The 13,866-nt window shown below is 61.5% G+C and carries 22 protein-coding genes and 2 pseudogenes; all 24 read right to left on the minus strand.

Annotated elements, in window-relative coordinates:
* Positions 1 to 17: 17 nt before the first annotated feature.
* The 24 genes and pseudogenes from ASF98_RS02830 to rpsJ all read right to left on the minus strand — a co-directional run bounded on the left by ASF98_RS02830 (position 18) and on the right by rpsJ (position 13,645).
* Entirely contained in the window at positions 18 to 1,052 is a 1,035-nt protein-coding gene (locus ASF98_RS02830; RefSeq protein WP_055797131.1) for a 3-oxoacyl-ACP synthase III family protein, read from the minus strand.
* 335 nt (positions 1,053 to 1,387) lie between these two features.
* Positions 1,388 to 1,836: pseudogene (locus ASF98_RS02835) on the minus strand (nucleoside monophosphate kinase); the annotation flags it as partial.
* A pseudogene (locus ASF98_RS25055) lies at positions 1,834 to 2,254 on the minus strand (nucleoside monophosphate kinase); the annotation flags it as partial. The pseudogenes ASF98_RS02835 and ASF98_RS25055, both read right to left, overlap by 3 nt.
* A 5-nt stretch (positions 2,255 to 2,259) precedes the next feature.
* A complete protein-coding gene (gene secY / locus ASF98_RS02845; RefSeq protein WP_028269572.1) occupies positions 2,260 to 3,570 on the minus strand; it encodes a preprotein translocase subunit SecY in 1,311 nt (436 codons plus the stop codon).
* A 187-nt stretch (positions 3,571 to 3,757) separates the two neighbouring features.
* Positions 3,758 to 4,252 carry a 50S ribosomal protein L15 gene (gene rplO, locus ASF98_RS02850; RefSeq protein WP_055797137.1) on the minus strand — a complete coding sequence of 165 codons (495 nt, stop codon included), beginning with the start codon at positions 4,250 to 4,252 and terminating at the stop codon, positions 3,758 to 3,760.
* Entirely contained in the window at positions 4,253 to 4,459 is a 207-nt protein-coding gene (rpmD, locus tag ASF98_RS02855) for a 50S ribosomal protein L30 (protein WP_028269574.1), read from the minus strand.
* Positions 4,460 to 4,462: 3 nt separating this feature from the next.
* Complete coding sequence (gene rpsE, locus ASF98_RS02860; RefSeq protein ID WP_197024890.1) at positions 4,463 to 5,143, minus strand: 30S ribosomal protein S5; 681 nt, start codon at positions 5,141 to 5,143, stop codon at positions 4,463 to 4,465.
* A gap of 26 nt (positions 5,144 to 5,169) precedes the next feature.
* Positions 5,170 to 5,553: a 50S ribosomal protein L18 gene (rplR, locus tag ASF98_RS02865; protein ID WP_028269575.1), complete on the minus strand. Its 384-nt coding sequence runs from the start codon at positions 5,551 to 5,553 to the stop codon at positions 5,170 to 5,172.
* 2 nt (positions 5,554 to 5,555) lie between these two features.
* The gene (gene rplF / locus ASF98_RS02870; RefSeq protein WP_028269576.1) at positions 5,556 to 6,092 is read right to left on the minus strand and encodes a 50S ribosomal protein L6; all 537 of its coding nucleotides are present in this window, start codon (positions 6,090 to 6,092) and stop codon (positions 5,556 to 5,558) included.
* Positions 6,093 to 6,110: 18 nt separating this feature from the next.
* A complete protein-coding gene (gene rpsH, locus ASF98_RS02875) occupies positions 6,111 to 6,509 on the minus strand; it encodes a 30S ribosomal protein S8 (RefSeq protein ID WP_011692798.1) in 399 nt (132 codons plus the stop codon).
* Positions 6,510 to 6,595: 86 nt separating this feature from the next.
* A complete protein-coding gene (gene rplE / locus ASF98_RS02880) occupies positions 6,596 to 7,177 on the minus strand; it encodes a 50S ribosomal protein L5 (protein WP_011692799.1) in 582 nt (193 codons plus the stop codon).
* Positions 7,177 to 7,536: a 50S ribosomal protein L24 gene (gene rplX, locus ASF98_RS02885; RefSeq protein ID WP_055797140.1), complete on the minus strand. Its 360-nt coding sequence runs from the start codon at positions 7,534 to 7,536 to the stop codon at positions 7,177 to 7,179. The genes rplE and rplX overlap by 1 nt, the downstream gene beginning before the upstream one ends.
* Positions 7,537 to 7,539: 3 nt before the next feature.
* The gene (gene rplN, locus ASF98_RS02890; RefSeq protein ID WP_003803789.1) at positions 7,540 to 7,908 is read right to left on the minus strand and encodes a 50S ribosomal protein L14; all 369 of its coding nucleotides are present in this window, start codon (positions 7,906 to 7,908) and stop codon (positions 7,540 to 7,542) included.
* A gap of 369 nt (positions 7,909 to 8,277) precedes the next feature.
* A complete protein-coding gene (rpsQ, locus tag ASF98_RS02895) occupies positions 8,278 to 8,586 on the minus strand; it encodes a 30S ribosomal protein S17 (RefSeq protein ID WP_051628707.1) in 309 nt (102 codons plus the stop codon).
* Positions 8,583 to 8,912, minus strand: a complete 330-nt coding sequence (gene rpmC, locus ASF98_RS25060) for a 50S ribosomal protein L29 (RefSeq protein ID WP_011692802.1) — start codon at positions 8,910 to 8,912, stop codon at positions 8,583 to 8,585. Before rpmC ends, rpsQ begins: the two co-directional genes overlap by 4 nt.
* 2 nt (positions 8,913 to 8,914) lie before the next feature.
* On the minus strand, positions 8,915 to 9,331 hold the full coding sequence (gene rplP / locus ASF98_RS02905) for a 50S ribosomal protein L16 (protein WP_011692803.1): 417 nt from the start codon (positions 9,329 to 9,331) through the stop codon (positions 8,915 to 8,917).
* On the minus strand, positions 9,332 to 10,177 hold the full coding sequence (gene rpsC, locus ASF98_RS02910; RefSeq protein WP_055797143.1) for a 30S ribosomal protein S3: 846 nt from the start codon (positions 10,175 to 10,177) through the stop codon (positions 9,332 to 9,334).
* Positions 10,178 to 10,543 carry a 50S ribosomal protein L22 gene (rplV, locus tag ASF98_RS02915; RefSeq protein WP_003803798.1) on the minus strand — a complete coding sequence of 122 codons (366 nt, stop codon included), beginning with the start codon at positions 10,541 to 10,543 and terminating at the stop codon, positions 10,178 to 10,180.
* Between the two features lie 38 nt (positions 10,544 to 10,581).
* Positions 10,582 to 10,863: a 30S ribosomal protein S19 gene (gene rpsS, locus ASF98_RS02920; protein WP_011692805.1), complete on the minus strand. Its 282-nt coding sequence runs from the start codon at positions 10,861 to 10,863 to the stop codon at positions 10,582 to 10,584.
* A 12-nt stretch (positions 10,864 to 10,875) separates the two neighbouring features.
* Positions 10,876 to 11,715 (minus strand): 50S ribosomal protein L2, encoded by an 840-nt coding sequence (rplB, locus tag ASF98_RS02925; protein ID WP_028269580.1) that lies wholly within the window; start codon positions 11,713 to 11,715, stop codon positions 10,876 to 10,878.
* Positions 11,716 to 11,744: 29 nt separating this feature from the next.
* Positions 11,745 to 12,050 carry a 50S ribosomal protein L23 gene (gene rplW / locus ASF98_RS02930; RefSeq protein ID WP_018773664.1) on the minus strand — a complete coding sequence of 102 codons (306 nt, stop codon included), beginning with the start codon at positions 12,048 to 12,050 and terminating at the stop codon, positions 11,745 to 11,747.
* Entirely contained in the window at positions 12,047 to 12,664 is a 618-nt protein-coding gene (gene rplD, locus ASF98_RS02935) for a 50S ribosomal protein L4 (protein WP_028269581.1), read from the minus strand. The genes rplW and rplD overlap by 4 nt, the downstream gene beginning before the upstream one ends.
* A gap of 4 nt (positions 12,665 to 12,668) precedes the next feature.
* Positions 12,669 to 13,319, minus strand: coding sequence for a 50S ribosomal protein L3 (gene rplC / locus ASF98_RS02940; RefSeq protein WP_011692809.1), 651 nt, complete (start codon positions 13,317 to 13,319; stop codon positions 12,669 to 12,671).
* 17 nt (positions 13,320 to 13,336) lie between these two features.
* Positions 13,337 to 13,645, minus strand: a complete 309-nt coding sequence (gene rpsJ / locus ASF98_RS02945; RefSeq protein ID WP_003803825.1) for a 30S ribosomal protein S10 — start codon at positions 13,643 to 13,645, stop codon at positions 13,337 to 13,339.
* Positions 13,646 to 13,866 lie beyond the last annotated feature (221 nt).

Here is a 13,866-nt window from a genome sequence, read left to right on the forward strand (position 1 = left end):
GCCAATCTCCGGTCCCCTCACAGCCGCACCACGGCGATGCCCAGGCTCACGCCGCCGGCCAGACCCACCAGCGCCACCAGGTCGCCAGGTCCGCACCGGCCCAGGTCCTGTGCCACCTTCAGCTGCAGGGGCAGGCTGACCGAGGCCATGTTGCCGTACTCCTCCACGGTCCTGACGAGCTTGTCGGGCGGCACGCCAGCCCCTCGGGCGAAGATGTCCCGGTACGGCGCACTCACCTGGTGGACGCACACCACTGCGAAGTCCGTCCATGCCAGGCCCAGCCGCTCCAGGGTCTCGTCCAGGACTCCCCGCCCCAGGTCCAGGAAGGCATCTTTGAGCTTTTCGCCGTCCATGTTGAAATAGGTCGCTTCGAGGTCCCTCGGTGCGACGGAGCCGCCGGTGCCGAGCGTTCCCACGGCCCAGTGGCTGCTCTTCGCGGCGAACCCCGTGCCCAGCACCCGGGACGCGGCGTCGTCGTCGGGGTCTGCCGGTTCCAGCAGCAGCGCGCAGCCGGCGTCGCTCATGGTGTAACCCGGGAAGGCCGCGGCGAAAGTCTCCTGGTCCGGGACGGACCACCGAACGGCCCTGGAGGGCGACTCCCCGCTGACCAGGAGCACGCGCCGGTAACGTCCGGAGCCGATCAGGGCATCGGCTACTTCCAGGCCGTTGAGCAGGCTGTTGCAGGCGTTCTTAATGTCCATCACCGGGCAGCCCATGCCAAGTTTTGCGGCCACCATGTGCCCGGTGGCCGGTTCCACCATGTCCTGGCTGGCCGACGCAAATAGGAGGAGGTCGACGTCGGCGGCCTGGAGTCCTCGGGCCGCCAGCAGTTTCGCAGCGGCTACTGCCGCTAGGTCGGAGGCCTGCTCGGTCGCTGCCATCACAGATCTTGTGCGGATGCCGGTCAGCCGGCCGATCAGTCCCTTCGGGACGCGGAAACCGGGGCTGGCGGCAGCGAGCTGCTGCTCCAGCTGCGCGGTGCCCAGCCGGCCCGGCGGCACATAGACTTCGAGGCCGGCGATTCTCGCCGCCCCCGGAAGGTTCTGGTTCATGCAATATCTCCCCACAGACAATGCGTCCGGTGACATCCGGCTCCGGTCCTGGGTGCTTGACGGCGTCACCGGCCCGCGGCGCCACCCCCAAATCACCCCTCCAAACAAGGAAGGGCGCGTCCCGTACTCGATAGTACGGGACGCGCCCTTCAAGGCACTGGAGGCAAGCCGGGTCTGCAGTCAGCCGCCGACCTCCGGCAAATCCTGGATCAGGCTGCCTGTGCTGCCTTGATGGCCTGCATGACGCGGTCGGTGACCTCGTCGATGCCGCCGATGCCGTCAACCTGGGTCAGGATGCCGCGCTCGGCATACTTGGCCACAACGGCTTCAGTCTNGCTGCCTGTGCTGCCTTGATGGCCTGCATGACGCGGTCGGTGACCTCGTCGATGCCGCCGATGCCGTCAACCTGGGTCAGGATGCCGCGCTCGGCATACTTGGCCACAACGGCTTCAGTCTGCTCGTGGTAGAGGTCCAGRCGGTGGCGGATGACGGCTTCATTGTCGTCGCTCCGGCCGGTCTCCTTGGCACGGCCCAGGAGGCGGTGCACCAGTTCCTCGTCATCGGCGGTCAGCTGCAGGACGACGTCCAGCTTCTGCTCACCGTTGGCGAGGATCTCATCGAGGTAGTCCACCTGCGCGGTGGTGCGCGGGTAACCGTCCAGCAGGAAGCCGTTCTCGACGTCGTCCTCGCTCAGGCGGTCGCGCACCATCTTGTTGGTGACGCTGTCCGGCACGAAATCGCCGGCATCCATGTACTTCTTGGCCTCGACGCCCAGCGGCGTCTGCAGGACGACGTCCAGCTTCTGCTCACCGTTGGCGAGGATCTCATCGAGGTAGTCCACCTGCGCGGTGGTGCGCGGGTAACCGTCCAGCAGGAAGCCGCCGTCGACGTCGTCCTCGCTCAGGCGGTCGCGCACCATCTTGTTGGTGACGCTGTCCGGCACGAAATCGCCGGCATCCATGTACTTCTTGGCCTCGACGCCCGTCCTCGCTCAGGCGGTCGCGCACCATCTTGTTGGTGACGCTGTCCGGCACGAAATCGCCGGCATCCATGTACTTCTTGGCCTCGACGCCCAGCGGCGTCTCACCCTTGACGTTGGCGCGGAAGATATCGCCGGTGGAGATCGCAACGACGCCGAGGCGCTCGGAGATCCGATCTGCCTGCGTTCCCTTGCCTGAACCCGGAGGTCCAATAATCAGCATTCTCGTCATCGCAAAAGCCCTTCGTAGTGACGTTGTTGTAGCTGCGCGTCAATCTGCTTGACCGTTTCCAGGCCCACGCCCACCATGATCAGGATCGAGGTTCCACCGAACGGGAAGTTCTGGTTGGCATTGATCAGGACCAAGGCGACCAGCGGGATCAATGCCACGAAGCCCAGGTAGAGGGCGCCGGGCAGGGTGATCCTGGAAAGGACGTACTGCAGATAGTCCGCCGTCGGCTTACCGGCCCGGATACCCGGGATGAAGCCGCCGTACTTCTTCATGTTGTCGGAAACCTCTTCAGGATTGAAAGTGATTGCGACATAGAAGTAGGTGAAGAAAACAATCATGGCGAAATAAAGTGCCATGTAGATGGGGTGGTCACCACGGGTGAGGTTGTTGTTGATCCACTCAACCCACGGTGCCATCTGTTCGCCCTGCTTGGGCTGGTTGAACTGTGAGATCAGGCCCGGCAGGTACAGCATCGAGGATGCAAAGATGACGGGCACGACGCCGGCCATGTTCACCTTGATGGGGATGTACGTGCTCGTGCCGCCCACAGTGCGCCGGCCGATCATTCGCTTGGCGTACTGCACCGGAATGCGGCGCTGGGACTGCTCCACGAAGACCACCAGGGCCACGGTCAGCAGGCCGATGGCCAGGACCATGAAGAAGGTGCCCGGACCCTGTGAGGTCCAGATGGCACCAAGGGAGGTCGGGAAGCTGGCAGCGATCGAGGTGAAGATGAGCAGCGACATGCCGTTGCCCACGCCCTTCTCCGTGACGAGCTCGCCCATCCACATGATCAGGCCGGTGCCGGCCGTCAAGGTGATGATGATCAGGATCGTGGTGATGACGCTCGCATCCGGGATGATGTCCAACTGGCAGTTGGGCAGCAACTGGCCGGAACGTGCCAGCGACACCAGCGTCGTGGCGTTCAGCAGGCCCAGTGCGATGGTCAGGTAACGCGTGTACTGCGTCAGCTTGGACTGCCCCGACGCGCCCTCTTCGTACAGCTCCTGGAAGCGGGGAATGACCACGCGCAGCAGCTGGACGATGATGCTCGCCGTGATGTACGGCATGATGCCCAGGGCGAAGATGGACACCTGTAGCAACGCACCGCCGCTAAACAGATTGACGAGCTGGTAGATCCCGCCCGAGGTCTGACCGCTCTGCAAGCATTGCTGGACATTCTGGTAGTTCACACCAGGCGAGGGGATGAAGGCACCCAAGCGGAAGATTGTGATGATTCCCAGCGTGAACAACAACTTGCGTCGCAGATCAGGCGTGCGAAAGGCCCGGCCAAATGCGCTAAGCAAGCGTCCTCCTGATGTGTAAATAAAGTCGTGTGAGATAGGTCAATAAACCCAACAACCGAGTCTAACGGGTTGATGCGCCGTGCGAATAATCGGTGAGGGTCCAAATGAGAAAAAACTCCCGGTACGCAGGGCCGAAGCCCCGGGTACCGGGAGTTCCTACAACGAGCGTATGCTCCGCCGCCTCTTGTTAGAGGGCGGTGGTGCTTCCGCCTGCTGCTGCAATCTTTTCTGCGGCGCTGGCCGAGAATGCGTGGGCGGTGACGTCAACCTTGACGGTGATGTCGCCGGTGCCCAGCACCTTGACGGGCTGGTTCTTGCGAACGGCACCCTTTTCGACCAGGTTCTCCACGGTGACTGCGCCACCTTCCGGGAACAGCTCGTTGAGCTTGTCCAGGTTTACAACCTGGAACTCAACCCGGAACGGGTTCTTGAAGCCGCGCAGCTTCGGCAGGCGCATGTGCAGCGGCAGCTGGCCGCCGGCAAAGCCAGCCTTGATCTGGTAGCGGGCCTTCGTACCCTTGGTACCGCGACCAGCGGTCTTACCCTTGGAACCTTCACCACGACCAACACGGGTCTTGGCGGTCTTGGCACCCGGGGCGGGACGCAGGTGGTGAACCTTCAGTGCGTTCTGCTTGTCAGCAGCGGCGCCCTGTGCCTTTTCGGCGGTGTTCTTCTCTGCCATTTACTTCGCCTCCTCTACCTTTACCAGGTGCGGAACCGTGTTGAGCATTCCGACGGTCACGGCATCGGCGGTGCGGACAACGGTGTGTCCGATCCGCTTCAGGCCGAGGGACCGAAGGGTGTCGCGCTGGTTCTGCTTGCCGCCAATGGCGGACTTGATCTGAGTGATCTCCAACTGAGTGTCGGAGGGAATCAGGTTCTTAGCCACGACTCAGACACCTGCCTTCTGGTTCATGAGTGCCTTCACCATTGCGGCCGGAGCGATCTCGTCGAGCGGGAGGCCGCGGCGTGCTGCCACTGCTGCCGGCTCTTCGAGGCGCTTCAGTGCATCAACGGTCGCGTGAACGATGTTGATGGCGTTGGAGGAACCGAGCGACTTGGAGAGGATGTCGTGGATGCCCACGCACTCCAGTACTGCACGGACCGGACCACCGGCGATAACACCGGTACCGGCGGAAGCCGGACGCAGCATAACGACGCCTGCAGCGGCTTCACCCTGAACGCGGTGCGGGATGGTGCTGCCGATGCGGGGAACGCGGAAGAAGGACTTCTTGGCCTCTTCAACGCCCTTCGCGATGGCGGCGGGAACTTCCTTGGCCTTGCCGTAGCCGACGCCGACCATACCGTTGCCGTCACCGACGACGACGAGTGCGGTGAAGCTGAAGCGACGACCACCCTTGACGACCTTGGAAACGCGGTTGATGGTTACAACGCGCTCTACGAACTGGCTCTTTTCGGCTTCGCGGCCACCATCGCGGCCACCACGGCCACCACGGTCGCCACGGCCCTGGCCGCGGTCGCCACGCTCGCCACGACGAGCGCCACCACGGCGGTCGTCAGTGGTAGCAGGCGCAGCGGTCTCAGTTGCCGGAGCAGCTACAGCTTCAGTCACCTGAATGTCCTTTTCGTTATTTTCGGTCACAGTGACAGCCCACCTTCACGTGCGCCGTCAGCGACGGCGGCGATCCGGCCGTGGTACTTGTTACCACCGCGGTCGAAGACAACTGCTTCGATACCGGCAGCCTTGGCACGCTCGGCGACGAGCTCGCCAACGCGCTTGGCCTTGGCGGTCTTGTCACCGTCGAATGCACGAAGGTCGGCTTCCAGAGTGGACGCGCTCGCTACGGTCAGGCCCTTGCTGTCATCGACAACCTGGACGAATACGTGGCGTGCGGAACGGTTGACGACCAGACGCGGGCGTACAGCCGTACCGGAGATGCGCTTGCGGATACGAAGCTGGCGGCGGCTGCGCTGGGCAGACTTGCTCTTGTTCGTACGCTTCTTGTTAATTGAGATGGCCATGGTTACTTACCAGCCTTTCCGACCTTGCGGCGGATGACTTCGCCGGCGTAGCGGATGCCCTTGCCCTTATAGGGGTCCGGCTTCCGCAGCTTGCGAATGTTGGCAGCAACCTCGCCGACCTGCTGCTTGGAGATACCTGAAACAGAGAGCTTGGTCGGGGTCTCTACTGCAAAGGTGATGCCGTTCGGTGCCGAGACGTTGACCGGGTGGCTGTAGCCCAGAGCGAACTCCAGGTCAGAACCCTTGGCCTGGACGCGGTAACCGGTACCGACAATCTCAAGCTTCTTCTCGTAGCCTGCGGTGACACCCTGGATCATGTTGGCGATCAGGGTGCGGGTCAGGCCGTGCAGCGAACGTGAGGCGCGCTCGTCGTTCGGGCGGGCGACAGTCAGGGTGCCATCTTCCAGGGTGACCTCGATCGGGCTGGCCACAGTGTGGCTCAGCTCGCCTTTGGAACCCTTGACGCTGACGACAGAGCCGTCAACCTTGACCTCAACGCCGGCAGGAACGGTGATGGGGAGACGTCCAATACGTGACATTATTCTCTTCCTTTCCCGTTACCAGACGTAAGCGAGGACTTCGCCGCCCACGCCCTTCTTGCCGGCCTGCTTGTCAGTCAAGAGGCCGGAAGAGGTGGACAGGATTGCGACACCCAGGCCACCGAGCACGTGCGGCAGGTTGGTGGACTTCGCGTAAACACGGAGTCCCGGCTTGGAAATACGACGAACGCCAGCGATTGAACGCTCGCGGTTCGGACCGAACTTGAGCTCGAGGGTCAGCTTCTTGCCAACCTCAGCGTCTTCTTCTTTCCAGGAGGCGATGTAACCTTCAGCCTTCAGGATGTCGGCAACGCGTGCCTTGAGCTTGCTGTACGGCATAGTCACGGTGTCGTGGTATGCCGAGTTTGCGTTGCGCAGACGCGTAAGCATGTCTGCGACGGGATCTGTCATGGTCATGTTGGGCTCTTGCCCTTCCTCATAACGGTTTCCGCCCTGCCATCCCCGTGGGGACGCGGCAAGGCCGGACCTTCTATGTAGCTAGATTAAGCTTCGGTCTTGAACGGGAAACCAAGCGCCTTGAGCAGCGCGCGGCCTTCGTCGTCGGTCTTGGCAGTGGTCACGACGGTGATGTCCATACCGCGAACGCGGTCGATGGAATCCTGGTCGATCTCGTGGAACATAACCTGCTCGGTCAGACCGAAGGTGTAGTTGCCGTTGCCATCAAACTGCTTGCCGCTGAGGCCCCGGAAGTCACGGATACGCGGCAGTGCCAGCGTTACCAGACGGTCCAGGAATTCCCACATGCGGTCTCCACGCAGAGTTGCGTGTGCACCGATGGGCATGCCTTCGCGCAGCTTGAACTGTGCGATCGACTTGCGGGCCTTGGTTACCTGCGGCTTCTGACCGGTGATCAGGGTGAGATCGCGGACAGCGCCGTCGATCAGCTTGGAGTCCTTGGCGGCATCTCCAACACCCATGTTCACAACGACCTTGACCAGACGGGGAACCTGGTTGACGTTTTCGTACTTGAATTCCTCGATGAGCGTGCTCTTGATGGAATCCGCGTACTTGGTCTTCAGACGAGGAACGATCTTGCTTGCCGGAGTCTCGAGAGTCTCAGTCATTAGATGTCCTTCCCGGAGCTCTTGGCCACGCGTACGCGCACTTCACGCTGCTTGCCGTTGCGCTCAACGGTCTCGGTACGGAAACCGACGCGAGTGGGCTTCTTGGTGGAGGGGTCAACCAGGGCCACGTTGGAGATGTGGATGGAAGCCTCAACGACCTCGATGCCACCGGTCTTGGTGCCGCGCTGCGACTGACCGACCTTGGTGTGCTTGGTTACGCGGTTAATGCCTTCAACCAACACGCGGTTGGTATCCGGGAATACGCGCAGAACCTTGCCCTGCTTGCCCTTGTCGCCGCCGCGCTCAGCCTTGGCGCCAGTGATGACCTGAACGAGGTCACCCTTTTTGATCTTAGCCATGGACTAGAGCACCTCCGGAGCCAGAGAAACGATCTTCATGAACTTCTTGTCACGAAGTTCACGACCAACCGGTCCGAAGATACGGGTACCGCGGGGGTCACCGTCGTTCTTCAGGATCACAGCTGCGTTCTCGTCAAACTTGATGTAGGAACCATCCGCACGGCGGCGTTCCTTCTTGGTACGGACGATGACAGCCTTGACGACATCGCCCTTCTTTACGTTGCCGCCCGGAATTGCGTCCTTGACGGTAGCGACGATGACGTCGCCAATGCCTGCGTAGCGACGGCCAGATCCACCGAGAACGCGAATGGTAAGGATTTCCTTAGCACCCGTGTTGTCGGCGACCTTGAGTCGCGACTCCTGCTGAATCACTATTTACTCCTTGCGTCGCGCTGGTTCTCAGACCGAAAATCTTCCTACGGAATGAGCCTTGCGGAACGGTTGATCGGGGTGTCTCTTGACCTGCCTGGATTTTGCCAGACCAGGCCTAAACTCCCGTGCCAAAAACATTTGCTTCCCAGGCGATTCCGACGGATCGGGGCGCAAGGGGGCACTATGCCGTGGCACGATTGTTTACGAGGTTGATGACGGCGCACGAACGGCGCCATACAAACTCAAAATCTTAGCACGTTTTGGGCGAATCCCCATATCACAGCCCGGGCGCCGGCGCAGGCAGGCCCGCACACGGAGAAACCCCCGCTCCCATAAAGGGAACGGGGGTTTCTTGCATTTCTGCAGGTGCTACTTGGCCTTCTCGAGGATCTCGACCAGACGCCACCGCTTGGTAGCGGAGAGCGGCCGGGTCTCGGCGAGGAGCACGAGGTCGCCGATGCCGGCGCTGTTCTCTTCGTCGTGTGCCTTGATCTTGGCGTTGCGGCGGATGACCTTGCCGTAGAGGGCGTGCTTCACGCGGTCTTCGACCTGGACAACGATGGTCTTTTCCATCTTGTCCGAGACGACGTAGCCGCGCTTCGTCTTACGGTAACCGCGCTCGTCAGCCTTGGCTGCGTCGGAAACAGTTTCCGTCACGTTCTCGTCCTTTTCACTCACTTGGCGTCCTCCTCGGTCTCAACCGTTTCAGCCTTGTCAGCCTTCTTGGTTGCAGCCTTCTTGGACTTCTTTTCTTCCTTGGCTTCCACAACCGGTGCGGCAACCTCGGCACGAATGCCCAGCTCGCGCTCACGGAGAACGGTGTAGATGCGGGCGATGTCCTTCTTTACCGCGCGCAGACGACCGTGATTCTCCAGCTGACCGGTGGCGGACTGGAAACGCAGGTTGAACAGCTCTTCCTTAGCCTTGCGGAGTTCTTCAACGAGACGCTCGTTGTCGAAACCGTCCAGCTGCGCGGATGCAAGTTCCTTGGATCCTACTGCCATTTCTACTCACCACCTTCGCGACGCACAATGCGTGCCTTCAACGGCAGCTTGTGGATTGCCAGGCGCAGTGCCTCGCGAGCTACCTCTTCACTGACACCGGAGAGTTCGAAGAGAACCCGGCCCGGCTTGACGTTTGAGACCCACCATTCCGGAGAACCCTTACCGGAACCCATGCGGGTTTCAGCAGGCTTCTTCGTCAGCGGACGGTCCGGGTAGATGTTGATCCAGACCTTGCCGCCACGCTTGATGTGGCGGGTCATCGCGATACGGGCAGACTCGATCTGACGGTTGGTGACGTATGCCGGGCTCAGAGCCTGGATACCCCACTCGCCGAAGGAGACCTTGGTGCCGCCCGTGGCAGCGCCGGAACGACCCGGGTGGTGCTGCTTACGGTGCTTGACTCGACGTGGGATAAGCATTTAAGCCTGTCCTCCTTCTACTGCCTGTGCCGGCGCGGCAGAAGCTGCTTCAGCTGCCGGAGCTTCGGCAGCAGGTGCTGCCTCGGCTGCCGGACGGTCGGTACGACGGCGGCGGTCACCACGGTCAGCGCCACCCGGGCGGCCCGGGCGATCGCTGGCACCACGGCCGCGGGACGGAGCAGCAGCTGCCTGCTGAGCCAGTTCCTTGGAGGTGACGTCACCCTTGTAGATCCAGACCTTCACGCCGATGCGGCCGAAGGTGGTCTTGGCTTCGTAGAAGCCGTAGTCGATGTTCGCGCGGAGGGTGTGCAGGGGCACACGGCCTTCGCGGTAGAACTCCGAGCGGGACATTTCAGCGCCACCCAGTCGACCGGAGCAAGCGATACGGATGCCCTTGGCACCAGCGCGCTGTGCGGACTGCATTGCCTTCTTCATTGCACGGCGGAATGCCACGCGGGAAGTCAGCTGCTCTGCAACGCCCTGGGCAACAAGCTGTGCTTCCATCTCGGGGTTCTTGACCTCGAGGATGTTCAGCTGAACCTGCTTGCCGGTGAGCTTTTCGAGCTCGCCGCGGATGCGGTCTGCTTCAGCACCGCGGCGGCCGATGACGATGCCCGGACGTGCCGTGTGGATATCCACACGGACACGGTCGCGGGTGCGCTCGATTTCAACCTTGGCGATACCGGCGCGCTCCATGCCCGTGGACATGAGCTGGCGGATACGGATGTCTTCGCGAACGAAGTCCTTGTACCGCTGGCCGGCCTTGGTGCTGTCAGCAAACCAGTGCGATACGTGATCGGTGGTGATGCCGAGTCGGAACCCGTGCGGGTTAACTTTCTGTCCCACTTAGCGAGCCTCCTCTTTCTCCGGGGTAGCGACTACCACGGTGATGTGGCTCGTGCGCTTCTTGATCTGAAATGCACGACCCTGGGCTCGCGGCTGGAACCGCTTCATGGTCGGGCCTTCATCAACAAACGCTTCGCTGATGATGAGGTCACCTTCGTCAAACGCCACGCCGTCGCGGTCCGCGAGGACCCGGGCGTTGGAGATTGCCGACTGAACTACCTTGAATACCGGCTCAGAAGCTGCCTGGGGGGCAAACTTCAGAATTGCCAGAGCCTCGTTCGCTTGCTTACCACGAACAAGGTTGACGACGCGCCGGGCCTTCATAGGCGTTACGCGGATGTGACGCGCAATTGCCTTGGCTTCCATTGCTTTCCTTCTCTCGTCTTTGACGTAAGTGCAGGCGCCTAGCGGCGCTTGCCCTTACGGTCGTCCTTGACATGGCCGCGGAATGTCCGCGTGGGAGCGAATTCGCCGAGCTTGTGCCCGACCATCGACTCGGTGACAAACACCGGAATGTGCTTGCGTCCGTCGTGAACGGCGATCGTGTGCCCGAGCATGTCGGGGATGATCATCGAACGGCGGGACCAGGTCTTGATGACGTTCTTGGTGCCCTTTTCGTTTTCCCTGTCCACCTTTACAAAGAGGTGCTGGTCAACGAAAGGACCTTTTTTCAGGCTGCGTGGCATGTGTCCAGGCTCCTATCGCTTGTTCTTGCCAGTACGACGGCGACGAACAATAAGCTTGTCGCTCTCTTTGTTTGGACGGCGGGTGCGGCCTTCGCGCTTACCGTTCGGGTTGACGGGGTGACGTCCACCGGACGTCTTACCCTCGCCACCACCATGCGGGTGGTCAACCGGGTTCATCGCGACACCACGGACGGTCGGGCGAACGCCCTTCCAGCGCATGCGGCCGGCCTTGCCCCAGTTGATGTTCGACTGCTCGGCGTTGCCGACCTCGCCGATCGTTGCGCGGCAGCGCACGTCAACGTTGCGGATTTCGCCGGAAGGCAGACGCAGCTGGGCGAAGCGGCCTTCCTTTGCAACGAGCTGGATCGATGCGCCGGCGGAGCGGCCCATCTTGGCGCCGCCACCCGGACGCAGTTCAACTGCGTGGATTACGGTACCGACCGGGATGTTGAGCAGCGGCAGGTTGTTGCCGGGCTTGATGTCAGCACTGGCACCTGCTTCAACTACGTCACCCTGGGACAGCTTGTTCGGGGCGATGATGTAACGCTTGGTGCCATCAACGTAGTGCAGGAGGGCGATGCGAGCCGTGCGGTTCGGATCGTACTCGATTTCGGCAACGCGGGCGTTGACGCCGTCTTTGTCGTGGCGACGGAAGTCGATCAGACGGTACTGGCGCTTGTGGCCACCACCCTTGTGACGGGTCGTGATCTTACCGGTGTTGTTACGGCCACCCTTTTTCGGGAGGGGACGTACCAACGACTTTTCCGGCGTCGACCGCGTGATTTCAGTGAAGTCCGCTACGCTCGAGCCGCGACGGCCCGGGGTAGTCGGCTTATATTTACGGATTCCCATAATTTATTTCCTCGTTAAAGTGGTCTCCGCTACGAGAGCGGACCGCCGAAGATGTCGATTGTGCCTTCTTTGAGGCTCACAATTGCACGCTTGGTGTTCTTGCGGGTACCCCAGCCGAATTTGGTGCGCTTGCGCTTACCGGCACGGTTGATGGTGTTGATCGATTCGACCTTGACGGAGAAAATCTTCTCCACGGCCAGCTTGATCTCGGTCTTGTTCGAGCGGGGGTCCACCAGGAAGGTGTACTTTCCCTCATCGATCAGGCCGTAGCTCTTTTCCGATACGACGGGTGCAAGCACGACGTCGCGCGGGTCCTTGATGGTGGCTGCACTCACTTGGCATCCTCCTCGTTCTTTGCCTTGGCGGCAACGAATGCCTCGTAGGCAGCCTTGGTGAAGACTACGTCGTCAGAGACGAGCACGTCGTAGGTGTTCAGCTGGTCTGCGTACAGAACGTGAACATCTGCGAGGTTGCGCACGGACAGTGCAGCAACATCGTTGGCGCGCTCGATGACAACGAGCAGGTTCTTGCGCTCGGACACGCCGCGCAGCGTTGCCAGTGCGGCGCTGGAGGACGGCTTGGTGCCGGTTACCAGTTCAGCGACAACGTGGATGCGGCCGTTACGGGCGCGGTCAGACAATGCGCCGCGCAGTGCAGCAGCAATCATCTTCTTGGGGGTCCGCTGGCTGTAGTCACGCGGGGTCGGGCCGTGGACAACGCCACCACCGGTCATGTGAGGAGCACGGATTGAACCCTGACGGGCGCGGCCGGTGCCCTTCTGCTTGAACGGCTTACGGCCTGCACCGGAAACTTCAGCGCGGGTCTTGGTCTTGTGGGTACCCTGGCGAGCAGCAGCGAGCTGTGCAACGACGACCTGGTGCAGCAGCGGCACGTTGGTCTGTACGTCGAAGATCTCTGCAGGCAGGTCAACCTTGACAGTGCTAGTCATTGAACTAGGCTCCCTTCACGGCGGTGCGTACGAGGACGACCTGGCCGCGGGCGCCGGGAACGGCGCCCTTGATGAGGAGCAGCGACTTCTCGACGTCAACTGCGTGAACCGTGAGGTTCAGCGTGGTGTGACGAACGGCGCCCATACGGCCGGCCATTTTCATGCCCTTGAAGACGCGGCTCGGGGTGGATGCGCCACCGATTGAACCGGGCTTACGGTGGTTCTTGTGTGCACCGTGGGAAGCTCCAACGCCGTGGAAGCCGTGACGCTTCATAACACCGGCGAAGCCCTTACCCTTGGTGGTGCCAACGACGTCGATCTTCTGTCCGGCTTCGAAGACCTCAACAGAGAGCTCCTGGCCCAGCTCGTACTCAGCAGCATCTGCGGTACGAAGTTCGACAACGTGGCGGCGAGGCGTGACGCCTGCCTTTTCAAAGTGACCAGCCAGCGGCTTGGTGACCTTGCGGGGATCGATCTGGCCGTAGCCGATCTGAACGGCGACGTAGCCATCAACGTCTGCGTTACGCAGCTGGGTGATGACGTTTGAGTCAGCCTGGACAACAGTGACGGGGATGAGCTTGTTGTTCTCGTCCCAGACCTGGGTCATGCCGAGCTTCGTGCCCAGCAGGCCCTTTACGTTACGGGTTGCGGTCATAGTCTCTCAGCACCTCCCTACAGCTTGATTTCGATGTTCACGTCGGCGGGCAGGTCGAGACGCATAAGCGAGTCAACAGCCTTCGGCGTGGGGTCGATGATGTCGATCAGACGCTTGTGCGTGCGCATTTCAAAGTGCTCGCGGCTGTCCTTGTACTTGTGCGGAGAGCGGATAACGCAGTACACGTTCTTCTCCGTCGGCAGCGGCACGGGGCCAACTACCGTTGCGCCTGCGCGCGTGACCGTCTCAACGATCTTCCGTGCTGAAACGTCAATGACCTCGTGGTCATATGACTTCAGCCGGATGCGGATTTTTTGTCCCGCCATGTCGCCTGACTCTCTTTCAGTCTGTGCTTCCCCTGTTTGGGGCTGCCCTGTTTACTTACGCGTTGTGTGGCTGCCGAAGCATTCGAAGTCGTAACTACCACCCGCCGCACAAGCTGAATCCGGAAGAATCCGGGTTCCTCAACCTGCCGGCGTAACCGACCCCCGCGGTCGGGCGTGTCGCGCTGTGCACGCGTACTCGTCCGCAGTTCCATGGGGAGTGG

The sequence above is a fragment of the Arthrobacter sp. Leaf337 genome (assembly GCF_001423745.1).
In the GTDB taxonomy this organism is placed as follows: domain Bacteria; phylum Actinomycetota; class Actinomycetes; order Actinomycetales; family Micrococcaceae; genus Arthrobacter.